The following is a 23,726-nucleotide window of genomic DNA, read 5'->3' on the forward strand; positions in this document are numbered from 1 at the left end:
AATCAACCACTGCGCTGAGATGTTGACACGAACCCTGAGAAGCGAGGTTAAGCTTTTTGCCCAGCCTCCTTTTCTTATTGTTTCGTGAATGTTAGTTTCTCTAAGGTTGTATCATTGGCATCAATTTCTGTCAAGGTTAGAGTAGTACCATTCAGGGAATATGTATCTGCTTCACCGTCAATGTAGGCAAGTTTTTTATCTAAGTCAAAAATCACTTGTTCTATATCCTGGTCCCCATCATTGTCAACTTCTGTCAAGGTTGCTTGATTCCCTTTTACAGTCAACGTGTAGGTGTCATTTCCAGATGTTGCTGTATAAGTACCATCTAGCTCAGAGGTGTCAACTAACTTTACACCGTAACTTGTTGCTAGTTGACTAGCAGAAGTTGTATTTACTGATGAGGCTGATGATGCATTAGCTTGTGCTGTTACCTGTTGATTGTCATCATCATCTGCAATTACAACTTGTCGCTCTATTTGATTTTCTAATGCCTCTAGTTTATTTTCATAGACTTCTGCTACGACAAAACCAGCCGTCACAAGTACCAAGGCACCTGCTGACAATAAGATAATCGATTTCTTACTCATGCCTGTAACCTTCTGTTTGACTGATTCCCAGACACCTGTTTTCTTATTTTCTGCCACTTCAATAATTTCTTGTTGTTGATTATTATTTTCCATTTTGTCCTCTTTTTAACTTGTTTTCTTCAGCTCTTGCTGATAAGTCTATTATAGAGGATAGGTTTTAACACTTTGGAGAAACTTTCTAAACAAATTCTAAACACTTATAAATTAATCATTAAGACGATAGCCTGCTCCCCAGACAGTCTCAATCAAATCCGCTCCCAATTTATCTCGGAGCCGATTGACATGAACAGCAACTGTCGCACTATCTCCAACATAGTCATATCCCCAAATGGTTTCAAACAAGTGATCTTTAGAGAATACTCGGTTGGGGTGTTTTGCTAAATAAACCAGCAATTCAAATTCACGATTGGGCAATTTGATTTCCTGACCATCCAAAGTCACCTTCCAATTATCCAAGAAAATAGTCATATTCCCAACTGTTAATTCATTCTGATCATTATCCTTTTGAAAACGCTGGTAGCGAGCCAAATGAGCCTTTACACGCGCCACCAACTCCATGGGATCAAAAGGTTTGCTGATGTAATCATCCGCTCCCAAGCCTAGCCCTCTCACCACGCCCATGGTTTCTTGCTTGGATGTAACCATCAAAATAGGGAAGTCCACCTTATCCCGTAAATCACGACAAAGATCGTAGCCAGTTTTATTTGGGAGCATGACATCCAGCATTAAAAGAGCATAATCCTCTTTTTTGAGTTGGTCCTCTACAAGACCACCGTCATGTACCAAATCTACTTGGTAGCCCTGCATTTCCAGATAATCTCGCTCCAAATAAGCAATCTCTACATCGTCTTCTGCGATTAAAATCCGTGTCATTTCATATCCTTTCTAGGTAATCTGAAGATAAATCGAAGTCCTGGAGTTGCCTCAACAGACACTCGACCTCCCAAGCGTTCGATAATATTTTTTACAATCGCTAACCCCAGACCATGGCCTTCTACTTGCTGTCTGGTATCGTCTGCCCTGTAAAATTCTTCAAAAATCAAGTCAAGTCTATTCTTTTCTACACCTTTTCCGTTATCTGTAAAAGTCCAAACAACTTCTTGCTCTTGCATTTGTCCAGTAATACTGATTATCAGGGGCTTTACAGCGGCATATTTTCGTGCATTGTCCACCAGATTATCTAGAATTCTACGAAATTGAATTGGGTCAATCTCAACTGGTAATCCATCCGATACTTCCAAACTAAACCGAATGTCCTCATCTACTAATTCCTCAGTTTTCTCGCTTACATAGGACTGTAAAAAGATAGCCAAATCAAGCTGGACTTTATCAAATGGCATTTTATCTGTCTGCAATTGTGAAAAAGCAAATAATTTTTCCAGTAATTTCTCCATCACCTGAGATTTTTGATAGATAACAGTCAAATACTGATTACGTTTTTCATCCGTATTGGCAATACCATCCAAAATTCCCTTGGCATAACCTTTGATAGAAGTCAAGGGAGTCCGCAAATCATGCGAAATATCTGCGACCATCTGGGTTCGATTTTGTTCATACAGTTGATTTTTCTCACGGGCATCTAACAAAGAAGTCTGCATTTGATTGAACCCTTGGGTCAATTCTTCAAATTCCGTATCTCCCTGATAGGTCAAAGACACTGTATAATCTCCCTGCTGGATACGCTCTACACCGCTATGCAATTCATCCAAAGGCCGCATAACAACACCTAAGAGACGGTGAGTAAAGAAGAAATTAAGCACCACTATGATGACAATACCTGCCCCACCAACCAAGAAAAGTTGCAAAAGAAAGGCTTGAAATTCCTGACTTTCCTGTTGTTCTTCCATATCCTCTAACAAGGCTTATAAATAATAAACTTGCCCATCCGTGGCGAGTTTACGGCTAATCACAATTTCTCCATCTACATAGGAGATGTGAGTGGTTGATGATACTGGCACTCCAAATATCTCATCCGCATCATCTTTCAGATTTGAAAAGACAGTCTCACCATTACTTCCTACATAGAGTCGTGCATCATTCGATGCTAACTCATCTGCCAATACTGCAAAATCTGATCCCGAAAACTTTTCCAAACTCTGTTGACTACTTGCTGTCTTCTGGCTAGTGGACTGCCATGTTTCTTGGTTACGATAAATACTATTCACCACATAGACACTAACTCCTAACATGGCTATCAATGACAGGACCAGCATGATCATATTTAATCGAAAAATTCGTTTTTGTAATTTCATAGTTCTTCTTTTCTAGTCAATTTTTTCACAATTATAAACAAAACAACCTTATCTGTAAAGCTAGACAACTTTCAACAATAGAAAAAAGTCCAGCATCGTGCTAGACCTCTTCTAATTTATCTTAGTACCAACCATTTGCCAACCAGAAAGCCTTGGCTGCAGACCATGAACCATAGCGACTAGCAACATAAGCATCTGCTACACGCTCTTGGTTTTCTGGTGAATAATCACCATTCAAGTAAGTATTTGTCAACTGGTAACGACCAATGTAGATACCGTTACGGGCATCATAGCTACCGCTTGATTCCTTCATTGCAATCCATTCTTTTGCTGCTGCATCTTCAGCACTCAAATTTGAAGAATAGGTGCTAGTTGTTACTGTTGCAGTAGAAGTTGATGTTGATTGAGTTTGTTCAACTGAACTCTCTACTGCCTTCACTGTCACATCTCCCAATTCGATAACTTGACCGACATGGATAAAATCTAAGTTGGTAATCTTATTCTGCTCTGCTATTTTTTCAACAGTAGTATTGTGTGTTTCAGCAATTTCAGACAGGGTATCACCAGACTTTACAGTATAGGTTTCTGCACTGACTACACCCGCAGTCAAAAGGGAGATTCCCGCTACCAAACCAGCAATAGTTGTTTTTAAGTTTTTCTTTAATGTAATGTTCATAATAGTCACATTCCTTTCTGTCATGTGTCTATCATACCCTCTAACTATTACTTAGACTTTGTGAAATTGTTACAAATATTACATTCAAATTGAAATTAGACAATAAAAACGCTATTTCTAGCGTTTTTTACTCATTTTTTCAATATAAATAAGAGTCCAGCTAAAGCTAACATAACTAAAATTGCTAACGTATCTGCTAACTTCCATTCCAAAATCCGATACTTGGTTCTCCCATCGCCGCCCTGATACCCACGCGCCTCCATCGCCGTTGCAAGAGCATCTGCCCTCTTAAAACTTGATGCGAATAAGGGAATCAAAATAGGAATAACTGACTTTACCTTCTGAATAAGATTTCCCTCATTAAAGTCCACTCCACGAGCTCTCTGAGCATTCATAATCCGAGTGGTATCATCCATCAAGGTCGGTACAAAACGCAAGCTCATGGACAACATCAAACCAATTTCATGCACAGGAACTTTAAATTTCTTCAAAGGTGCAAGCCCCGACTCAATACCATCAGCCAAGCTAAGGGGTGTCGTCGTCAAGGTCAATAGGGTTGAGAAGAAAATAATCAAAACAAAGCGAACAAAAATAATCGCCGCCTGTTGCAACCCTTCTACAGATAATTTAAAAATCCAAAATTCCCATAGAATGGTCGCTCCAGGTGTAAAGAAAACCTGGAAGAAAGTTGTAAATAGAATAATTCCTATCATCGGTTTCAAACCATTAATAAAAAATGATAAGCGAATACGAGATAAAACAACCATTCCTAAAACAAATGCTATCAACAAGGCATTGGTGACCAAATTATTGGCCCAAAAAATCATCAATAGAAATCCAAACATTGCTAAAAGCTTACTTCTTGGATCCAAACGATGAATAATTGAATCCCCAGGAATATAGCGACCTAAAATTAATTTATCCATGTGTCACCATCCCCGTAAATTCTTCAATTGTAATAGGAAGACGTTCAAATACAAAACCTCTTCTCTCCAAATTAGCTGCAAACTTAGTAATCTTAGGCACTCCCAACTGAATACTCTCTAAAAAATCTACCTCTTGAAAAATATCGACTGGTTTACCAGAACGGACCAGCTTTCCCTTTTCCATAATGTAAACAAAATCAGCATAGTTAGCCACATCGTCCATCAAATGAGTTACCAAAACGATTGTCATGCCTGATTCATGAAGCTTTTTGAAAATATCCATCAATTCCTGACGACCCGCAGGATCCAATCCAGCCGTTGGTTCATCCAAAACTAAGATACTAGGCTCCATTGCTAGAATCCCAGCAATCGCTACCCGACGCATTTGACCACCAGATAGTTCAAAAGGACTACGCTCAAACAAGCTTTCATCAATTCCAACCAAGGCCAACTTTTCACGCGCAATCGTTTCAGCCTCTTCCTGAGAAACTCCGAAATTTTGTGGACCAAAAGCAACGTCTTTTAAGACCGTTTCATCAAACACTTGACTTTCAGGAAATTGGAACACCAGCCCAACTTTCTTCCTGACTTGCTTAATATCCTTATTTTCAGACGTCGCTGTAATCACAACATCATCAATGACTACTCTTCCTTCTGTTGGTACATTTAATCCATTCAAGAGTTGTAAAATCGTTGATTTACCCGAACCCGTATGCCCAATAAGGGCCGTGTAAGAGCCATCAACAATCTCCAAATCCACACCAAAAAGCGCACGCCCCTCAAAAGGAGTGCCAGCTTGATAGGTATAGCTTACTTCTTGGAGATCAATTCCCATAAAGTTTCCTCTAATTCTTCCTCTGTAAAATAGCGGAGCGGTAAATCAAGTCCAGTCTGGCGCAAAGATGAAGCCAGTTCTGTCGTAAACGGTCTATCCAAGTCTAAATCTACCAAATCTTCTCGCATAAATAGTTCATTTGGAGTGCTAATTGATTCAACCTGTCCATTTTTCATCACGATAACTCGATCACTCAATGCAACCTCATCCAAATCATGTGTTATAGAGATAACCGTCATACCATGACGCTCCTTAATTTCACGGACAATCTTAATCAAGTCGAGACGACCTTCTGGATCCAACATAGACGTAGCCTCATCCAAAATAATAATTTTTGGACGCAAGGCAACCACTCCAGCAATCGCCACCCTCTGCTTCTGACCACCAGATAAACGAGCAGGCTCACGTGTTTTGAAATCAGTCATTCCAACTAATTCCAAAGCTTCGTCAACTCGACTACGCATCTCCTCCAAAGGGATTCCCTGATTCTCTAAACCAAATGCAACATCATCTTCAACTGTAGCGCCTACAAATTGGTTATCTGGATTTTGAAAGACCATACCAATCAAGCGCCGCTTATCCCATACATTATCAATGGTTAAGGCATCACCGTCAATATAAATATCACCGGATTCAGCTTCCAACAAACCATCAATCAAACGAACTGTTGTTGATTTACCCGAACCATTATGTCCAATAATAGACAACCATTCTCCCTGTTTCACGTGAAACGAAACATCATTTAGAGTATATTGCTCATCCTCTTGGTTGTATTTATATTTTAAATTTTTTACTTCAATAATATTCATCATTTAAATGTATCTTTAAACAAGAAGGACGCACCCTTGAAATAATCATAACCTGAATATAGGGTGAAGAAAAGTGCAATATAGAGTGTTATTTGCCCCACGACGTTCCAGTGTAAGAGCAGGAAAATCACTGAAAACATCTGTGAAAATGTTTTAATTTTTCCCGGCATAGCCGCAGCTAGAACTGTTCCTCCATTTTCCACCAAGAGTAGACGAAGACCTGTCACTGCCAATTCACGACAAATAATAATTGTAACTACCCAAGCTGGAGCAAAGCCAAGCTCTACAAGCATGATAAATGCTGTCATCACCAAAATCTTATCTGCCATCGGATCCGCAAATTTTCCAAAGTTTGTTACAACCTGCCATTTACGAGCCAAGTAGCCGTCTAGATAATCCGTAATACTTGCCAAAGCAAAGATTAGTGCTGCTAAGACATGACTAATTGTTGAATCCCAAACGGTCAGTAACAAGATAAAAATTGGGATTACCAAAATCCTACCTATCGTCAATGCATTGGGAATATTTTCTTTTTTCATATAAAACCTTTATTGTTCAAAATTTATTGTAATTGAGCCTGTATCTGCTGTCAAGGCTGATAGATCTAGCTTTTTGCCACCTACAGTTACCTCTACTCCTTTGACAACACCAAGAACAAGTGTAGTAGAAGTCACTCCTTCTTCAATAGTAGTAGTTACTGTTGGATTATCAGGTGTTAGTGTAACGCCCCCCTCTAACAAGGTGTCAGAAAGGCTGATCCAACTCGTTGTATTTTTTGCTGTTACAGTTACTTCTACTGGATAAGTCACTGTTTTAAGGGTCGCAACAATGTTAGAACCTGATCCTGAAATAGTCACATTTTCTGTAGCGGAACTACTTGAACTCGTTGAATTTGACTGCGCCTGCTCAGTCGAACTCGTCTCTGTGCCACTACTTGCTTCAGATACAGATTGCTCAACTATACTATATGACGTTGTAGTAGGCGTAATAGATGCTCTATTTTGAAGCCTGCTATGAACAATATAAGTCACAAAAATAATAATCAAACCCGTCGCGAGTAATAAGTAAATCAACGGAAGATAAGAGTTCTTTTTACGTTTACGAACCTTATAGCTTCTTTTCAATTCTGAAGAGCGTAGTTCTTCTTCTCCATCTTCATAATATTTCACTAAACTATTGGTCTCGTAAGCATCCAGTAGAACATCTGCATCTAATTCCAAAGCCTCAGCATATGCTTTTAAAATAGAATGAACATCATCTGAGTTTGCAATAAAATCAAAATCATTGTACTCAAGTGCCTGCAAATATTTAGCTTGGATTTTTGTTATCCGTTGTAAATCAACAAATGTCCAGCCCCGTCCTTCTCTGGCTGTTCTAAGTACTTCCCCTATACTCTTTTGTCTCATAATACTCTCTCTCTATCGCTCATCATGTACAGTATACTATTCTAACAAAATTCCAAGGAAATTTCGACGGGTTGCGCCCACTTATTTTGGAAAAATCGTGAAATCTGTCATATCACAGTGATCAATAAAGCGACGACCTGCCTCTCTGATGTCATCTAACTGAAGACTTTGTATCATTTGAGGTATATCAAAAACATTTTCATATTCTGAATACTGAGAAACAAAGTGACTAGCTGTAAACTCAAGAGAATTTAAGCTACGAATAAAATCTCCATACATCTCGTTTTTCAACAATTGTAAATGATCCTCTGTCACATCTGCATCATCCTCAAATTTCCTAAGTGCTTTCATCAGGATACTAGAAAGCGTAATGGGTTCTTGAGTATCTCCCGAGATAATCAAATAGTGGTATTCAGGTGTAACCTCTAATTGGAACTGGAAAGAAGAATCAATTTTTCCCTGCTCGTATAACTGTTGATATCGTTTTGAAGTCCAACCAAACAACATGGCAAATAAAAATTGTAAACTGAGCCGATATTTCTGAATAGTCTCCTTATCAACCTCGTCATTTCCCCGTAAACCAACAGCCAATTTTGGGGTAGATACTTCAAATTGCTCTGAGAGATGTTCCTGTATCGGCAACTTTTGGACACCTGCCAATTCAAACGACTGAGCTGGATTATCCATCTGAGCTACTTGATAACTTGAAATTTGTTTCCAAACTGCCTCTAAATCAAAATTACCAATAACGAATAAATTCATGTTACTTGGATGATAGAACACTTCAAAATTCTCATGTAAATCATCCGCAGTAATTGTAGCAATTGATTCAACTGTCCCTGCTATATCATAGGCCAAAGGACTTTCTGGATAAAGCGATGATAGAATTCCCGTAAACAAGCGATAATCTGCATCATCTTGATACATCTCGATTTCTTGTTCAATAATCCCCTGTTCTCTTTCTACATTATCTTCTGTAAAATACGGTTCTCGAACAAAAGATTGTAAAAGTGATAGAGACTCCAATACTTTCTGAGTCGTTGAAAATAAGTAACTAGTCTGTCTAAAACTGGTATAAGCATTTGCGCTTGCTCCCAATTTAGCAAACTTATTCATAATATCCTCTTCATTCTCAGTTTCAAACAGCTTATGTTCTAAAAAATGTGCAATCCCTGCAGGATAAACAACGTTATTACCATTAGCCAATGTAAATCGAGTATGAATACCCCCAAAATTTGTCGTTAGAATTCCATATGTCTCATGGAAATCTACTTTAGGAAGCAAAATAACTGTCAACCCATTGTCAACTTTTCCATAAAAGACAGATTCTTTCATGTAAGGATACTTCTTCTCAACTAACTTCATTCTTCTGTCCCCTCCATAAAGTAAACAGCCTGTAAATTAATCATCTGTCCTACTCGAATGACATCGTCTATTGATACCGATTTGATAGCCTCAATCCAATCTAACCAACTTAAATTTCTATTTCCTAAGGTAACTTGATTATATACTTGTTCTATCAAATTATTCTGCCTATCTTGAGCCAAGGTTGCTGAATGAATCAACATGTTTTTTGTCAACTCTAATTCTTCTTCTGTAAACTTACCACATTTTAAATCAAGTAGTTGTTTACTAATTAACTTCATTACCCTGAGTCTATTTTCACGGCTAATTCCAGCATAGACCTTCAGCATTCCTGAAAAAATAGAGACCTGACTGCCAATTGTATAGGCCAAACTTTCTTTCTCACGAACATTCATAAATAACTTCGAATGGGAAAAAGCACCCAGTAGACCATTAAATACCATCAAAGCCGGATAGTTTACATCGTTGTAAATCACTTGTAAATGATATGCCAATTCCAAAATGGACTGCCTTGCCTGTTTACGCTCGATTTTTTCTTGCGTGATATTTGAATATTCCTGATGATATTCTAACTCTAATTTGGGATTTCTATAAGTAAAACCAAAATCTTCAAGTTTTCTTTTAACTTGTTCTCTGTCAACCTTCCCTAAGACAAATATATCAATTTTATCCATACGCAACATATTCCGATAAATCTGAAAGGTTGATTCTGCTGTTTCTTTTTCAACCAAATCAAGCCTACCGACGCGTGGAATTTGAAGAGAGGGATCTTTATAAAAAAGCTTACTCATTTCAACATCTGCATGATAAAAATTATCTTCTATCTCTGACTGAAGAAAATTGATTAAATTCGTTTTTTCAACCTCGAAAATCTGGTTATCAAATCCTCGCCCCTTTTTCAGTGGTCTAAATATACACGTATATAAAAAATCAAGAATCTCCACTGTAATATCCTCATTTTCTGGCAAGTGACGAGGACTGACATATGAAATTGTCACATCTACACAGTGCACCCTACCACGTTTCGAAACTGAGGTCGAGAACTGAGCACCATACAATTCTGCCAATCTTCTCCGAACAGCCTGAGCAGTCTGAAATTCTTGGTTACCCATTTCAAAAATATTTGCAACTAACACACGACCAGCAACTGTAGCCTCACTCATTTCAGCTGCAAAGCGAATACGTATACGATTTGTCGTAAACTGATCTGTATCAATAAAATGAAGATCTACTCCCTCTTGTAATTTCATCGTCTTCCTCTTTCAAACATTGTACCTTCCATTATACCATTTTGTGATATAATATTCTGTAACGAGGTGACTTATGGAATTTAAATTATTTGATGACTACATCACATTACAAGCATTATTAAAAACGACTGGTATTCTCCATTCAGGAGGTGCCATTAAAGGTTTCTTGGAAGAAAATACCATTCTTTTCAATGGAGAGGATGAAAAAAGACGCGGTAAAAAAATCCGTGTCGGAGATGTTATCACACTCCCAGACCACAACACCAGCATCACAATCGTCGCTCCTAGTGCAGAAGAAATACAGCAACACCAAGAGGATCAAGCTGAAAAAGAACGTGTGGCTGCAATCGTTAAAAAGTTAAATCAAGAAAATAAAAAGAACAAGAAACAGGTAAAGACTCCTAAAAAAGCAACTAAAAAGACTGAAAGAAAACCTGTTCGTTTCCCTGGTATGTAGACATGTGGCTAGAACGATTAGAGTTACAACATTTTCGCAATTACAACCAATTAGATATTGAGTTCCACAAAGGGCTCAATGTCTTTTTAGGTGAAAACGCCCAAGGAAAAACCAATATTCTAGAATCTATCTATGCTTTAGCTTTAACACGAAGTCATCGAACACGAACAGATAAGGACCTACTACAGTTTCAAGAAAAGGAATTATCTATTTCGGGTTTACTCCATCGCGCAAGCGGTAAAGTTCCACTTGACATTCACTTGACAGATAAGGGGCGAGTGACCAAGGTCAACCATCTCAAACAAGCAAAACTTTCTAATTACATTGGACATATGAACGTCGTCCTATTTGCTCCAGAAGATTTACAGCTGATAAAAGGTGCCTCTGCTTTGAGAAGAAAGTTCATTGATGTCGAGCTAGGTCAAATCAAGCCGCTCTACCTCTCTGACCTATCGAATTATAACCACGTTTTAAAACAAAGAAATACTTACCTCAAATCTACAGATAAGATTGATGAGAACTTCCTATCCGTGTTAGATCAGCAACTTGCTGAATATGGTAGTCGTGTTATCCAACATCGTATTGACTTTTTAAAGAAATTAGAGGAATTCGGAAATAGAAAAGTTCAAGATATTTCAGATAAGAGAGAGGAACTAACTATCGAATATCAATCCTCAATTAAGTTTACTACTTCTGTCAATTTAATTGACATATTCTTGACGGAATTGGAAAGGTGTCGCAAACGTGATTTATTTAAGAAAAATACAGGAGTTGGACCACATCGAGATGATGTAGCTTTCTTTATAAATGGAATGAATGCCCATTATGGTAGCCAAGGACAACACCGCAGTCTCGTTCTGTCACTCAAACTGGCTGAAATCGAGCTGATGAAAGAAGTCACACGAGAGTACCCAATTCTACTCTTAGATGATGTTATGAGTGAGCTGGATAATAATCGTCAAATCAAGCTACTAGAAACTATTACGGATACGACTCAAACATTTATTACAACGACATCTTTAGACCACCTACACAAGCTACCAGATAGTTTAAAAATCTTCCATATTGAGTCTGGTAAGGTTACTGAGTCGGAATAACCGGTATTTACACAAATATTTACACATTTGTAAACCTTATTTACACAACAAACAAGACCCTGTCAAGCAGGGTCTTGTTTTTGTTTATTGTACTGAATAGTTTGGAGCTTCGTTTGTGATTTGAACATCGTGTGGATGGCTTTCTTTCAAACCAGCACCTGACATTTCGATGAACTGAGCATTTTCATGCAATTCAGTCAAGTTACCAGCACCTACATAGCCCATACCTGAGCGAAGGCCACCAACCATTTGGAAAATCATATCTGCAACAGAACCTTTATAGGCTACACGTCCTTCAATTCCTTCTGGAACAAGCTTATTAGCTTCATTGACAGATGCTTGGAAGTAACGGTCTTTTGAACCTTGTTTCATGGCTGCGATAGAGCCCATACCACGATAGGTCTTGAACTTACGACCTTGGAAGATTTCTGTTTCGCCTGGTGCTTCGTCCGTTCCTGCAAACATAGAACCAAGCATAACGGCGTGACCACCCGCAGCAAGTGCCTTGACAATATCTCCTGAATACTTGATACCACCATCAGCGATAATGGTTTTGCCAAATTCACGCGCAACTCCAGCCGCATCGTAGATAGCTGTCACTTGTGGTACACCGACACCTGCGATGACACGTGTTGTACAGATGGAACCTGGTCCAATACCGACCTTGACAACATCAACGCCTGCTTCATAAAGGGCACGAGCTCCCTCAGCTGTGGCAATGTTACCGGCAATCAAGGTACGAGTTGGGAAGTGTTCTCGAATTTCTTTGATCTTACGAAGAACACCTGCTGAGTGACCGTGAGCTGTATCGATGACAATCGCATCTGCACCTGCTTCAAAGAGAGCTTCTGCACGTTCAAAAGTATCAGATGTGACACCGACAGCACCCGCAACCAAAAGACGACCAAATTCATCCTTCGCAGCATTTGGGAACTCAATCACTTTCTCAATATCTTTGATGGTAATCAAGCCTGACAAACGACCATTTTCATCAACCAATGGCAATTTTTCAATACGATGCTTGTGAAGAATAGCCTCAGCAGTCGCCAAATCTGTTCCAACTGGCGCTGTTACCAAAGCATCGCTTGTCATGTTTGTCGAAATTGGCTGTGAGTAATCTGAAATGAAACGCATATCGCGGTTGGTAATAATACCGACCAACTTACGATTTTCTAATGTTTCAACGATTGGCACACCTGAAATACGATAAGTAGCCATCAATTTCTCAGCTTCTGCGATTGTGTGCTCAGGAGTTAAGAAGAATGGATCGATAATGACACCATTTTCAGAACGTTTTACCTTACGAACCTCATCAGCCTGCTCTGCTATGGACATATTCTTGTGGATGACACCCAAGCCACCTGCACGTGCCATTGCAATAGCCATTTTACTATCTGTTACAGTGTCCATGGCAGCAGAAATAATCGGAAGATTAAGGGTCAAATTTGGTGCTAATTGTGTTTTTAAATCAATATCATGTGGTAATACATGACTTTCAGCCGGAATAAGTAATACATCATCAAAGGTAAAGCCTTTTTTCAAAAATTTAGTGTCCCAGTTTGACATGTTCTTCCTCTTTTCTTACTTAATATGTAGCGTGATTGCTATTTGTATTTTAATTATGATAACATTTTGAAATCATTTGTCAATCATTATTCGCTTTAATATCATCATTCCTAAAAATTCAGAAAATTCTATTCAGTTTTATCTATAAAAATCGAACGTTTGTTTTTTACTTCGCTGTGATTTAAATGAAAAAAGCAACATTTTTTCAACATTGCTCTTTTATTGTTAACCTTATTTAAAGTAGTTGATTCCCATGGCATCCTTTACTTGATCAAGGGTAGTGGCGGCAACCTGACGAGCCTTGCGACTTCCTTCTTCAAGCATAGCATAGACCTGTCCCATATCCTGTGCAAACTCCAGACGGCGTTCACGGATTGGTCCTAATTCTCTCTCTAAAATGTCCAGCAAATAACGTTTGGTCTTCACATCGCCCAAACCACCACGTTGATAGTGCTCCTTCATAGCCTCAATCTCAGCCTTATCTTCTTCGCGCCCAAAGACGTCAAGATAGTGGAAAACCATGTTTCCTTCAATCTTACCTGGGTCTTCAACACGGATGTGGTTGGGATCAGTGTACATGGACATGACTTTCTTCTTGAGCGTATCCATGTCATCTGCCAGATAAATACCATTTCCAAGTGACTTAGACATCTTGGCATTGCCGTCCAAACCTGGCAAGCGACCAGCTGCCTCATTTTCAGGATAAATGCCCTCCGGCTCCACCAAAATGTCCGTCTGGTAAGCATGGTTAAAACTACGAACGATTTCACGAGTCTGCTCAATCATAGGTTTCTGGTCATTTCCTACTGGAACAAAGTTTGCCTTGAAGGCTGTAATATCTGCCGCTTGAGAAACAGGATAAACCAAGAAACCAGCTGGAATTCCTTCGCCAAATCCCTTCTGAGCAATCTCGGTTTTTACAGTCGGATTGCGTTCTAGACGTGCAACAGATACCAAGTTCATATAGTACATGGTCAACTCTGCCAATTCAGGAATTTGACTCTGGATGAAAATCGTTGTCTTAGCTGGATCAAGTCCAGCCGCTAGATAATCTAGTGCTACGTTTCCAACGGATTCAACAATTTTCTGCGGGTCTTTAGCATGGTCTGTCAGGGCTTGCTGGTCTGCTAAAAAGACAAAAAGTTCATGTTGACCTGCATCCTGTAATAAAACACGATTTTTCAACGAACCAACATAATGTCCAATATGTAATTTGCCTGTTGGACGGTCTCCTGTTAGGATAATCGGTTTACTCATAAAATGTTCTCCTTTTACATAATAAAAGCCCACGCACAGAAAACTGTGCGAGGGCGTCAAGGACACGGTGCCACCTCACTTATAAGCATTAAATAAGCTTACATCTTTTTGCACATAAGGCCTGCTAGCCGAATCCTTATTTATTCAGATTCTATTCACTCAGTCCATTCATAAGCGACTCTTGTTTGTTTCCACCAACCACAAACTCTCTAAAAATTATCCACTTACTACTCTTCTGATTGATTCCTATTATAACCGCAAAAAATTAGAAAGTCAAGCTGACAAAGCCTTGACGATACTGTCTAAATTAGGGATAATAGAAATTGCTTTTATAACACTAACCAAGGAGAATATATGAAAGAACGTATAAAGGACTTTATCTCTGTCACACTCGGATCAGTTGTCATGGCCATTGGATTTAACAGTTTTTTTCTAGAGAATAATATCGTATCTGGTGGTGTCGGAGGTTTAGCAATCGCACTCAATGCTCTTCTGGGGTGGAGTCCGTCTGACTTTGTCCTCTACTGTAACATCCCTTTATTAATCATCTGTTGGTTTTTCTTAGGAAAATCTGTATTTATCAAAACTGTCTATGGTGCTGTCATTTATCCTCTTTGCATCAAGTTGACAGCAGGTTTACCCAACTTGACAGAAAATCCTCTCCTAGCTGCTATTTTCGGTGGAATTATCCTAGGTTTTGGACTTGGTCTTGTTTTCCTTGGAAATTCTTCTACTGGTGGGACAGGTATTCTTATTCAATTTATTCACAAGTACACCCCTTTATCATTAGGTCTGACAATGGCTATTATTGATGGTATTATCGTTGGTCTTGGATTTATTGCCTTCGATACTGATACTGTTATGTACTCGATTATTGCCCTAATGACCATTACTTATATTGTCAACCGCATGATGTCTGGTACCCAATCTTCTCGAAATGTCATGATTATTTCTCAAAAATCAGAAGAAATTAAAGACTATATTACTAAAGTTGCTGATCGCGGTGTGACAGAACTTCCAATTATCGGTGGCTTTACAGGGGTTGACAAGCGCATGTTGATGACTACCATCTCTATTCCAGAAATGCAGAAACTGGAGACAGCGGTATTAGAAATTGATGAAACTGCCTTTATGGTTGTTATGCCTGCGAGTCAGGTGCGTGGACGTGGCTTCAGTCTTCAAAAAGACCATAAACATTATGATGAAGATATTTTGATTCCAATGTAATTCATTGAAAATTCAAGTTCTTTCTAGTACAATAAAACTAATAGACAGAAATAGAGGAGAAACTATGCTTACAGTATCAGACGTGTCGCTTCGCTTTAGCGACCGCAAATTATTTGACGATGTCAATATCAAATTTACAGCAGGAAATACCTACGGTTTGATTGGTGCAAACGGAGCCGGTAAATCTACATTTTTGAAAATTCTTGCTGGTGACATCGAGCCATCAACAGGTCATATTTCACTTGGACCAGACGAACGCCTTTCTGTGCTACGTCAGAACCATTTCGACTATGAAGATGAGCGCGTGATTGACGTTGTTATCATGGGGAACGAGCAACTTTACAGCATCATGAAAGAAAAAGATGCTATTTACATGAAGGAAGATTTTTCTGATGAAGATGGTGTCCGTGCTGCTGAATTAGAAGGTGAGTTTGCTGAACTTGGTGGCTGGGAAGCTGAAAGTGAAGCTTCTCAATTGCTCCAAAACCTCAACATTTCAGAAGACCTCCACTACCAAAACATGAGCGAATTGACCAACGGTGAGAAGGTTAAGGTTCTCTTGGCTAAGGCACTTTTTGGTAAACCAGATGTTCTTCTTTTGGACGAGCCAACCAACGGTCTCGACATCCAATCCATCAACTGGCTCGAAGATTTCTTGATTGACTTTGAAAATACAGTTATCGTCGTGTCCCACGACCGCCACTTCTTAAACAAAGTATGTACCCATATGGCCGACCTAGACTTCGGTAAAATCAAGATTTTCGTTGGTAACTATGACTTCTGGAAACAATCCAGTGAATTAGCAGCTAAACTACAAGCTGACCGTAATGCCAAAGCAGAAGAAAAAATCAAGGAATTACAAGAATTCGTTGCCCGTTTCTCTGCTAATGCTTCTAAGTCTAAGCAAGCTACTTCACGTAAGAAAATGTTGGACAAAATCGAGTTGGAGGAAATTATTCCTTCTAGCCGTAAGTACCCATTTATCAATTTCAAATCAGAACGTGAAATCGGTAATGACCTCCTAACAGTTGAAAACTTAAAAGTTGTCATCGATGGTGAAACGATTCTTGACAATATCAGCTTTATCCTGCGTCCAGGTGACAAGACTGCTCTTATTGGTCAAAACGACATCCAAACAACTGCTCTCATTCGTGCTCTTATGGGCGATATTGAATATGAAGGTACTGTCAAGTGGGGTGTCACTACTAGTCAATCCTACTTACCAAAAGACACTACTCGTGATTTTGATACCAACGAATCTATCCTTGATTGGCTCCGTCAATTTGCCAGCAAGGAAGAAGATGACAATACCTTCTTGCGCGGTTTCTTGGGCCGTATGCTCTTCTCAGGTGATGAGGTTAACAAACCTGTCAACGTCTTATCAGGGGGCGAAAAGGTGCGCGTGATGCTGTCAAAACTCATGCTTCTCAAATCAAATGTCTTGGTCTTAGATGATCCAACCAACCACTTGGATTTGGAATCTATTTCCAGTCTGAACGATGGTTTGAAAGCTTTTAAAGAGTCCATCATCTTTGCCAGCCATGACCACGAATTTATCCAAACACTTGCTAACCACATCATCGTCATTTCTAAAAACGGTGTTATCGATCGAATCGATGAAACTTACGATGAATTTTTGGAAAATGCTGAAGTACAAGTAAAAGTACAAGAACTTTGGAAAGCATAATAAAAAGGCGATTTATTCGCCTTTTCTTTTAAATCTATGAAAAAAATATTTACAAAAACATCCATTTATTATCTCCTATCTTTCCTTATTCCGCTGACCATTATTTCTATCGTCTTAGCATTTCAAGGAATCTGGTGGGGAAGTGATACAACAATATTGGCCAGTGATGGCTTCCATCAGTATGTTATTTTTAATCAAACATTACGAAATACTTTACACGGAGACGGCTCTCTCTTTTACACATTTTCAAGTGGTTTAGGACTCAATTTTTATGCTCTATCCTCCTATTACCTAGGTTCATTCCTGTCTCCAATTGTATTTTTCTTTGATTTACAATCCATGCCTGACGCTATCTATCTTGTCACTATTGTCAAATTTGGATTGACTGGGTTGTCAACTTATGTCAGCCTAAAGGGTATCCATAAAAATTTGAAAGAAGAATGGGCACTGTTACTCGCTACTAGTTTTTCTCTGATGAGTTTTAGTACAAGTCAATTAGAAATAAACAACTGGCTAGACGTTTTTATACTCCTCCCACTAATTCTTCTTGGATTACATCGATTATTAAAAAAACAGGGTCCGATTCTCTACTACATAACATTAACATGCTTGTTTATCCAAAACTATTACTTCGGGTATATGGTGGCTATTTTTCTAACATTATGGACATTGGTTCAATTATCATGGATAGATAGTCAGAGAATCAAAAGATTTATCAACTTTACAATAGTGTCAATTTTATCTGCTCTAAGTAGCATGTTCATGTTGTTACCAACCTACTTGGATTTAAAAACTCACGGTGAGACATTTACAAAAATTGTCAACCTAAAAACCGAAGACTCTTGGTATCTGGACTTCTTTGCAAAAAACTTAGTTGGTAGCTTTGATACAACAAAATTCGGTTCTATTCCCATGATCTCTGTTGGTCTCGTTCCATTAATACTCGCTTTACTATTCTTCACATTAAAAGAAATAAAACCAACTGTCAAACTCTCCTATGCTCTATTCTTTACATTCATTATTTCAAGTTTCTACCTACAACCACTCAATCTTTTTTGGCAAGGTATGCATGCGCCAAACATGTTCCTCTATCGTTATGCATGGGCTCTATCAATAACCGTTATCTATTTAGCAGCAGAGACATTGGTACGACTACGTCAAGTAAGTATTAAAAATTTTACCCTGATTGTTTCATTTTTACTCATTTGCTTTGCTTCTACCTTTATTTTTAGAGATCATTATGAGTTTCTAATGGATGTAAATTTCCTACTCACACTAGAATTTCTAATAGCCTACTTCATTCTTTTTGTAGCAATGATTCGCTATAAATCATCCTTAAAATGGACTAATATTGTTTTATTGTTCTTCACTTTCTTAGAACTTGGATTACATAGTCATTATCAGGTTCAGGGGATTTCTGATGAATGGCATTTTCCTAGCCGATCAAACTATGAAGAAAAATTGACAGATATTGACAGTATTGTAAAGTCTACAAAGACTACAACTGATTCATTTTATCGTATAGAACGTCTATTACCACAAACTGGCAATGATAGCATGAAATTCAATTACAACGGTATTTCTCAATTCTCCTCCATTCGAAATCGTGCTTCCAGCTCAGTACTAGATAAGCTCGGTTTCCGTTCAGACGGTACCAATTTGAATCTTCGTTATCAGAATAATACAATTATTGCTGATAGCCTATTCGGAATCAAATATAATTTAGCTACTACGGACCCAAATAAGTTTGGTTTCACACTGAATCAGAGTCAGTCTACTATTAATCTTTACGAAAATAGTTTTAATATAGGGTTAGCCCTATTGACTGAAGGGATTTACAAAGATGTCAATTTTACAAATCTGACTCTCGATAATCAAACAAATTTTCTTAATCAACTAACAGGGTTATCTCAAAAATACTACCACACTTTATCAGATGTTGTTTCACAAAATACAGTTGAACTGAGCAATCGAATGACTGTCAACAAAGTTGACAATGAGGATACTGCAAAGGCAACTTTCTTAGTAAATATACCTGCAAATAGCCAAGTATACTTAAATTTGCCAAATTTAACATTCTCAAATGAGAATCAAAAAAAGGTTGTCATTACTGTCAATAATCAGTCAAGTGAGTTTACACTAGATAATGCTTTCTCTTTCTTCAATGTGGGGAGCTTTACTACAGATGTACAAGTTCAAGTCGATGTATATTTTCCTGAAAATAATCAAGTTTCTTTTGATAAACCACAATTTTATCGATTGGACTTATTAGCTTTCCAACAGGCTATTTCCATTCTCCAAGAAAAACAAGTAGTAACAAAAACTGATGGTAATAAAGTAACCGTTGATTTTGTAACCGATAAAGAAGCCTCGCTCCTCCTTACTTTACCCTATGATAAAGGATGGAATGCAACCATTGATGGTAAACCTATCAAAATCCAAAAAGCGCAAGAGGGTTTTATGAAAGTGGATGTAAGTCCAGATCAAACTAAACTAGTTTTAACCTTTATACCAAATGGTTTCTATCTAGGTTTACTGATTTCTTTGGGTGCAGTTTTTGTATTTTTCTCCTATCAATTCATTAGATACTATTATTCTAAGAACCGAGAATCCTAAACTTTCTCGGTTTTTTCTTGTAAAAAACAAAAAACCTTGATTTCTCAAGGTTTCCTATGCTTTATCTACTCCGCCAACAGATAATTATACGTTAAAATAAGTTAAAATATATAACAAAAATAGCGATAATCAAGGGTTTGTTACTTATCTAGGGAGTAATAAAAAGCGGGAATTTGACCAAATTTTGACCAAATGATTTTTTCCAAAATATTTAAGTTTTTTTCTGAATTATACAGAATTTTTATAAAAATACACTCTGACCAAGTTTTGACAAAGAAGCGTTTCGGAGTGACTAAAAATTTTCAAAATCTATTAACATTCCTAAAAATTGTTGGAATAGCGCAGTCTTTCCGAAATTTTTTGGAATCCAAAAAATCTTCCTACAATCAAGTAAGAAGATTTTTCTTTTTATCTTGTTTTTCTACGTTTGCCTGTCGTGCTTAAGCCAAGACCTAATAACATACTTGCTCCAAGTAAACCAAGCAATGATTCTTTTGAACCTGTTTGTGGTAGGGATTTATACTTCTCAACCCGTGAATAAGTAATGTTATTGCCCACTTGTGTTATGCCAGGCTGTTTAATAACTTTTGCAGTTGCCTTTTTCCCATCCACATAATCAACAATCCTACCAACCTCATCAACAACTGGAGTTGCAATACCCCCTGCATTGTTGATAGCTTCAGCCTTAGCCTTCAACTCAGCCAAGCGTTTAGCCTCAGCCTCAGCACGGTCTTGTTCCGCCTTCAGGTTAGCCAACTCCTCGTAGCGAGCAGTTTTCTCAGTTGCATTAGCTTTAAGGGTTGCAAGTAACTCCTTAGCAGTCTCATACTCTGCACGAGCAACTGCAAGGGCTTGATTAGCTTCAGTAAGCTTAGCATTCAAGACTGTAAGAACTGCCCCCTTGTCAACCAAAGCTTTAGCAAGTTCATTGTATTTAGCAGTAGCTTTTTCAGAGTTAGATTTAGCTGTGCTTTGTTTAGCAATAGCATCAGTAAGAGCAAGTTGTGCAACCTGGTCAGCCTTCTTAAGCACTTCCAGAGTTTCTTTTTCTTGTGTAAGTACCCTTTGAGCTTTTTCATCTGCTGAGCGAGCCTCTACCAGTTCAGCCTTAGCTTTAGAAAGGGCATTAGCTTTGTCAATAGCACTAGCCTTAGCTACGGCAAGAGTTTCTTTAGCAGACTGCAAGGACGCCTGGTCTTTTTCAAGTTGAGTTTCAGCATCTTTTACTGCTTGTTCAAGAGCATGAATATCTACTGTACCTGACTTCAAGTCAGAAAGTTGTTTTTGAGCATCTGCAAGGGCTTGTTGTGCATTAATATATGCAGTGTTTGCAGTTTGGTAAGCTACATTTGCTGTTTGGGCATTAGCCAAAGCAGTATCATAAGCCGATTGAGCTGCTGCGACTGCTGATTCATCTACTACTGTTTTAGTTGTAGTATTAGTAGCAACAGGGGTAAATACAAATGTTGTAAAGAAACTATTAGGCTTGCCCTGAGCATACTCATGAGCCAAATCTACCCCCAGAGCAACGTTTTGAGTACCGTCTAAACCTAGAATAGAGAAAGCACTAGCATAAGTTGTAGAGGAGGTTGTAGACTCTGAAGAACCCATCAAAGAATTTACGATACCTTGATACACCAGTAACTTCAAGTCCCCCATAGTGAGATTATTCACATCTACAGAAGAAAAAGTAGGAATTAGCTTGCCTTGAACTGCTGTAGAAGTTCCACCAGTTACGCCAATCTCTGTTTCAGAAGATGCTAAATTCTCTGAGAGCGGTTTAGTGTAAGTGGTGGTATTTTTCTCACCATTCCAAGTATTTACAGTATAGAAATACTGTTCTTTTTGCATCAAAGCTACTGCTAAAGCAACAGAAGTATCTGTAACGGCAAGCTTTGAAGTTCCCAACTTAGCACGCAAATCGTTAATAATAGTTGCTGCATAAAGAGAAAGTTCCTTACTTTGTTCAGTAGTAAGATTGTTAAAGTCCACGATTACAGTAGAATCTGTATCCTCTGAGCCATAAGGTACGAACTCACCCTCTACAAAACGAGTACCTGTTGAATTGTAATTACGGAGTGTAGTTGCAGAAACACCTGTCTCTTCAGAAGTATAAGCCGAGTTAATGGCAGAACGTACACCTGAAGTAGTACCTGTTCCCTCATAAAGAGCCTTAATTGCATTAAGATAATCATCAGACAACTCTGGAGCATATCCCACAGAATCCTTAAAATAAGATGTTTCTGTAGTACCTGTCGTTACAGTAGTACCCGCCTTGACAGTATCTAGAGCTGATTTAGCAGTAGATACTTCTTTATCAGCATTTGACTTAGCTTTAGTTGCATTTGCCAAAGCACTTGCAGTTGAGTCAACATCAGCTTCCTTAGACGCTACTACCCCTCCTTGTGTTGCGATAGCTTGTGCTTTGTCGGTTTCAGCCAACTGTGCAGACTCAAGAGCCTGTTTAGCTTCTGCTAAGTCAGTAGTGTCTTTAGCAACATTTTCAGTAAGAGTATCTACATCTTTCTGAAGTTGAGTTGTATCTGTAGTACCTGAAAGGTCTGCTACCTTCTTCTCAGCATCAGCAACCGCACTTGCAGTTTTTTGAGCATTAGCATCAGCATCAGATACAACACCCTCTTGAACAGTTACCGCTTCTGCTGTTGCATTTGCAGAATTTTTAGCAGTCTCTACAGTTTCATTAGCTGTAGCCAACGCATCAGACTTAGCATCGGCATCAGTTTTAGCATCTGCTACTACCTCAGGTGTAACCTTGTTAGCTTCTTCAATTTGAGTATTCAAATCAGAAACCTTAGATTCACCTGTAGCAATAGTTTCTTCCAAACCACCTACAACTGCTTCTTGTTCTGTAACTGCTTGGTTAGCTTGGTCTGCTTCAGCCTTGGCTTCAGATACCTGGGCATCAGTTACCTTGGTTTCAACAACCTCTTCACTTGCACCAGACTCAGCAACCACCTCAACCGAAGTAGACTCAGCACGAGTAACAACCTCCTCGGCACTCACTACCCCACCTACTAGCATCGAAGTAGTCAATACAGACACAACCGCACCAGTACGCAATTTCTTAATGGTACCGTGACCATGAATATCAGATTTAAGCATAATATATAAACTCCTAAATAGCTTTTTAAAGATATTATACCATATTTTATAGCATTTAAAAGCTATTTTACAAAAATATTCGCTTTTGGAGTAGTTCTTTAAAGATATTAAATACAGTAGTATAGGTTCTAAAAGAGGTATCAACATGAAAACAACAAATTTAAGGGCATATATCGGTAAACGGATTCGTATTCTCAGAATCCAAAAAAACATGACCCAGCAACAACTAGAGGAGTATGCCGACCTCCCTTTAAAATACGCCTATAAACTCGAAAACTTAGAACCAAACATAAAAATCCAAACACTTGAAAAAATCATGTCTGCTCTTGATACAGATGTAGAAACATTTTTTGATATCTCGCTAAAAGAAAACAACCCTCTGACCAATCAATTACTGTCCCTGCTTGCTGAGCTCCCTAAAGATAAACAAGAGCGACTCTTAAAACTTATGATAAATTTAATAGAAGAAGTTGAAAAATAAGCCAAGTCGAAAAATGACTTGGCTTTTTACATGCTCTAATCTATGTAATTAGTCGAAAGAAACCATCTCTATGCTTTTCTACGATGAAAAAGAGAACATCATAAGAAAT

21 protein-coding genes and 1 other annotated feature are annotated in these 23,726 nt (G+C 38.4%); of the genes, 6 read left to right on the top strand and 15 right to left on the bottom strand.

Annotated elements, in window-relative coordinates; genetic code table 11:
* Positions 1-74 precede the first annotated feature (74 nt).
* The 12 genes from P7J58_RS06265 to yfmF all read right to left on the bottom strand — a co-directional run bounded on the left by P7J58_RS06265 (position 75) and on the right by yfmF (position 10,106).
* Positions 75-680 (bottom strand): hypothetical protein, encoded by a 606-nt coding sequence (locus P7J58_RS06265; RefSeq protein WP_408555898.1) that lies wholly within the window; start codon positions 678-680, stop codon positions 75-77.
* A gap of 111 nt (positions 681-791) precedes the next feature.
* Positions 792-1,460, bottom strand: coding sequence for a response regulator transcription factor (locus P7J58_RS06270; protein WP_044774075.1), 669 nt, complete (start codon positions 1,458-1,460; stop codon positions 792-794).
* Positions 1,457-2,434 carry an ATP-binding protein gene (locus P7J58_RS06275; RefSeq protein WP_408555899.1) on the bottom strand — a complete coding sequence of 326 codons (978 nt, stop codon included), beginning with the start codon at positions 2,432-2,434 and terminating at the stop codon, positions 1,457-1,459. Before P7J58_RS06275 ends, P7J58_RS06270 begins: the two co-directional genes overlap by 4 nt.
* 15 nt (positions 2,435-2,449) lie before the next feature.
* The gene (locus tag P7J58_RS06280) at positions 2,450-2,839 is read right to left on the bottom strand and encodes a hypothetical protein (RefSeq protein WP_408555900.1); all 390 of its coding nucleotides are present in this window, start codon (positions 2,837-2,839) and stop codon (positions 2,450-2,452) included.
* Between the two features lie 121 nt (positions 2,840-2,960).
* Entirely contained in the window at positions 2,961-3,515 is a 555-nt protein-coding gene (locus P7J58_RS06285; protein WP_099876213.1) for a LysM peptidoglycan-binding domain-containing protein, read from the bottom strand.
* Positions 3,516-3,646: 131 nt separating this feature from the next.
* Complete coding sequence (locus P7J58_RS06290; protein ID WP_002938197.1) at positions 3,647-4,441, bottom strand: energy-coupling factor transporter transmembrane component T family protein; 795 nt, start codon at positions 4,439-4,441, stop codon at positions 3,647-3,649.
* Positions 4,434-5,276 (bottom strand): energy-coupling factor ABC transporter ATP-binding protein, encoded by an 843-nt coding sequence (locus P7J58_RS06295; RefSeq protein WP_002938195.1) that lies wholly within the window; start codon positions 5,274-5,276, stop codon positions 4,434-4,436. The genes P7J58_RS06290 and P7J58_RS06295 overlap by 8 nt, the downstream gene beginning before the upstream one ends.
* Positions 5,252-6,088 (bottom strand): energy-coupling factor ABC transporter ATP-binding protein, encoded by an 837-nt coding sequence (locus tag P7J58_RS06300; protein ID WP_002941820.1) that lies wholly within the window; start codon positions 6,086-6,088, stop codon positions 5,252-5,254. Before P7J58_RS06300 ends, P7J58_RS06295 begins: the two co-directional genes overlap by 25 nt.
* Positions 6,085-6,624, bottom strand: a complete 540-nt coding sequence (pgsA, locus tag P7J58_RS06305) for a CDP-diacylglycerol--glycerol-3-phosphate 3-phosphatidyltransferase (protein WP_029179670.1) — start codon at positions 6,622-6,624, stop codon at positions 6,085-6,087. The genes P7J58_RS06300 and pgsA overlap by 4 nt, the downstream gene beginning before the upstream one ends.
* 9 nt (positions 6,625-6,633) lie before the next feature.
* Complete coding sequence (rodZ, locus tag P7J58_RS06310; RefSeq protein ID WP_029179669.1) at positions 6,634-7,491, bottom strand: cytoskeleton protein RodZ; 858 nt, start codon at positions 7,489-7,491, stop codon at positions 6,634-6,636.
* A gap of 81 nt (positions 7,492-7,572) precedes the next feature.
* Entirely contained in the window at positions 7,573-8,856 is a 1,284-nt protein-coding gene (yfmH, locus tag P7J58_RS06315) for an EF-P 5-aminopentanol modification-associated protein YfmH (protein ID WP_029179668.1), read from the bottom strand.
* Positions 8,853-10,106: an EF-P 5-aminopentanol modification-associated protein YfmF gene (gene yfmF / locus P7J58_RS06320; protein WP_029174212.1), complete on the bottom strand. Its 1,254-nt coding sequence runs from the start codon at positions 10,104-10,106 to the stop codon at positions 8,853-8,855. Before yfmF ends, yfmH begins: the two co-directional genes overlap by 4 nt.
* A gap of 73 nt (positions 10,107-10,179) precedes the next feature.
* On the opposite strand from yfmF, the gene yaaA reads away from it, so the two are divergent.
* Positions 10,180-10,563 (top strand): S4 domain-containing protein YaaA, encoded by a 384-nt coding sequence (gene yaaA, locus P7J58_RS06325; RefSeq protein WP_029186223.1) that lies wholly within the window; start codon positions 10,180-10,182, stop codon positions 10,561-10,563.
* 2 nt (positions 10,564-10,565) lie between these two features.
* A complete protein-coding gene (gene recF, locus P7J58_RS06330; RefSeq protein ID WP_408555901.1) occupies positions 10,566-11,660 on the top strand; it encodes a DNA replication/repair protein RecF in 1,095 nt (364 codons plus the stop codon).
* 84 nt (positions 11,661-11,744) lie between these two features.
* Here the strand turns inward: recF and guaB are convergent, their stop codons facing one another.
* Together guaB and trpS are read right to left on the bottom strand one after the other, a co-directional pair.
* The gene (gene guaB, locus P7J58_RS06335) at positions 11,745-13,226 is read right to left on the bottom strand and encodes an IMP dehydrogenase (RefSeq protein ID WP_408555902.1); all 1,482 of its coding nucleotides are present in this window, start codon (positions 13,224-13,226) and stop codon (positions 11,745-11,747) included.
* Between the two features lie 231 nt (positions 13,227-13,457).
* Entirely contained in the window at positions 13,458-14,483 is a 1,026-nt protein-coding gene (gene trpS, locus P7J58_RS06340; RefSeq protein WP_408555903.1) for a tryptophan--tRNA ligase, read from the bottom strand.
* A 46-nt stretch (positions 14,484-14,529) separates the two neighbouring features.
* Positions 14,530-14,736: a binding site (T-box leader), on the bottom strand.
* A gap of 101 nt (positions 14,737-14,837) precedes the next feature.
* On the opposite strand from trpS, the gene P7J58_RS06345 reads away from it, so the two are divergent.
* The 3 genes from P7J58_RS06345 to P7J58_RS06355 all read left to right on the top strand — a co-directional run bounded on the left by P7J58_RS06345 (position 14,838) and on the right by P7J58_RS06355 (position 20,013).
* On the top strand, positions 14,838-15,710 hold the full coding sequence (locus P7J58_RS06345) for a YitT family protein (protein ID WP_275601109.1): 873 nt from the start codon (positions 14,838-14,840) through the stop codon (positions 15,708-15,710).
* A 64-nt stretch (positions 15,711-15,774) separates the two neighbouring features.
* The gene (locus P7J58_RS06350; protein ID WP_408555904.1) at positions 15,775-17,397 is read left to right on the top strand and encodes an ABC-F family ATP-binding cassette domain-containing protein; all 1,623 of its coding nucleotides are present in this window, start codon (positions 15,775-15,777) and stop codon (positions 17,395-17,397) included.
* A gap of 36 nt (positions 17,398-17,433) precedes the next feature.
* A complete protein-coding gene (locus P7J58_RS06355; protein WP_408555905.1) occupies positions 17,434-20,013 on the top strand; it encodes a YfhO family protein in 2,580 nt (859 codons plus the stop codon).
* A gap of 408 nt (positions 20,014-20,421) precedes the next feature.
* Here the strand turns inward: P7J58_RS06355 and P7J58_RS06360 are convergent, their stop codons facing one another.
* Complete coding sequence (locus tag P7J58_RS06360) at positions 20,422-23,136, bottom strand: SEC10/PgrA surface exclusion domain-containing protein (protein WP_408555906.1); 2,715 nt, start codon at positions 23,134-23,136, stop codon at positions 20,422-20,424.
* Between the two features lie 145 nt (positions 23,137-23,281).
* Between P7J58_RS06360 and P7J58_RS06365 the strand changes: the two genes are divergently transcribed.
* Positions 23,282-23,617: a helix-turn-helix domain-containing protein gene (locus P7J58_RS06365; RefSeq protein WP_014638870.1), complete on the top strand. Its 336-nt coding sequence runs from the start codon at positions 23,282-23,284 to the stop codon at positions 23,615-23,617.
* Positions 23,618-23,726: the final 109 nt, after the last annotated feature.

Origin of the sequence: Streptococcus suis (genome assembly GCF_046032535.1) — a bacterium.
GTDB classification, from domain to species: domain Bacteria; phylum Bacillota; class Bacilli; order Lactobacillales; family Streptococcaceae; genus Streptococcus; species Streptococcus suis_AK.

Coding starts and splice junctions, on each gene's coding strand:
- P7J58_RS06265 (WP_408555898.1), bottom strand. CDS start 680: ATGGAAAATAATAATCAACAACAAGAAATTATTGAAGTGGCAGAAAAT.
- P7J58_RS06270 (WP_044774075.1), bottom strand. CDS start 1,460: ATGACACGGATTTTAATCGCAGAAGACGATGTAGAGATTGCTTATTTG.
- P7J58_RS06275 (WP_408555899.1), bottom strand. CDS start 2,434: ATGGAAGAACAACAGGAAAGTCAGGAATTTCAAGCCTTTCTTTTGCAA.
- P7J58_RS06280 (WP_408555900.1), bottom strand. CDS start 2,839: ATGAAATTACAAAAACGAATTTTTCGATTAAATATGATCATGCTGGTC.
- P7J58_RS06285 (WP_099876213.1), bottom strand. CDS start 3,515: ATGAACATTACATTAAAGAAAAACTTAAAAACAACTATTGCTGGTTTG.
- P7J58_RS06290 (WP_002938197.1), bottom strand. CDS start 4,441: ATGGATAAATTAATTTTAGGTCGCTATATTCCTGGGGATTCAATTATT.
- P7J58_RS06295 (WP_002938195.1), bottom strand. CDS start 5,276: ATGGGAATTGATCTCCAAGAAGTAAGCTATACCTATCAAGCTGGCACT.
- P7J58_RS06300 (WP_002941820.1), bottom strand. CDS start 6,088: ATGATGAATATTATTGAAGTAAAAAATTTAAAATATAAATACAACCAA.
- pgsA (WP_029179670.1), bottom strand. CDS start 6,624: ATGAAAAAAGAAAATATTCCCAATGCATTGACGATAGGTAGGATTTTG.
- rodZ (WP_029179669.1), bottom strand. CDS start 7,491: ATGAGACAAAAGAGTATAGGGGAAGTACTTAGAACAGCCAGAGAAGGA.
- yfmH (WP_029179668.1), bottom strand. CDS start 8,856: ATGAAGTTAGTTGAGAAGAAGTATCCTTACATGAAAGAATCTGTCTTT.
- yfmF (WP_029174212.1), bottom strand. CDS start 10,106: ATGAAATTACAAGAGGGAGTAGATCTTCATTTTATTGATACAGATCAG.
- yaaA (WP_029186223.1), top strand. CDS start 10,180: ATGGAATTTAAATTATTTGATGACTACATCACATTACAAGCATTATTA.
- recF (WP_408555901.1), top strand. CDS start 10,566: ATGTGGCTAGAACGATTAGAGTTACAACATTTTCGCAATTACAACCAA.
- guaB (WP_408555902.1), bottom strand. CDS start 13,226: ATGTCAAACTGGGACACTAAATTTTTGAAAAAAGGCTTTACCTTTGAT.
- trpS (WP_408555903.1), bottom strand. CDS start 14,483: ATGAGTAAACCGATTATCCTAACAGGAGACCGTCCAACAGGCAAATTA.
- P7J58_RS06345 (WP_275601109.1), top strand. CDS start 14,838: ATGAAAGAACGTATAAAGGACTTTATCTCTGTCACACTCGGATCAGTT.
- P7J58_RS06350 (WP_408555904.1), top strand. CDS start 15,775: ATGCTTACAGTATCAGACGTGTCGCTTCGCTTTAGCGACCGCAAATTA.
- P7J58_RS06355 (WP_408555905.1), top strand. CDS start 17,434: ATGAAAAAAATATTTACAAAAACATCCATTTATTATCTCCTATCTTTC.
- P7J58_RS06360 (WP_408555906.1), bottom strand. CDS start 23,136: ATGCTTAAATCTGATATTCATGGTCACGGTACCATTAAGAAATTGCGT.
- P7J58_RS06365 (WP_014638870.1), top strand. CDS start 23,282: ATGAAAACAACAAATTTAAGGGCATATATCGGTAAACGGATTCGTATT.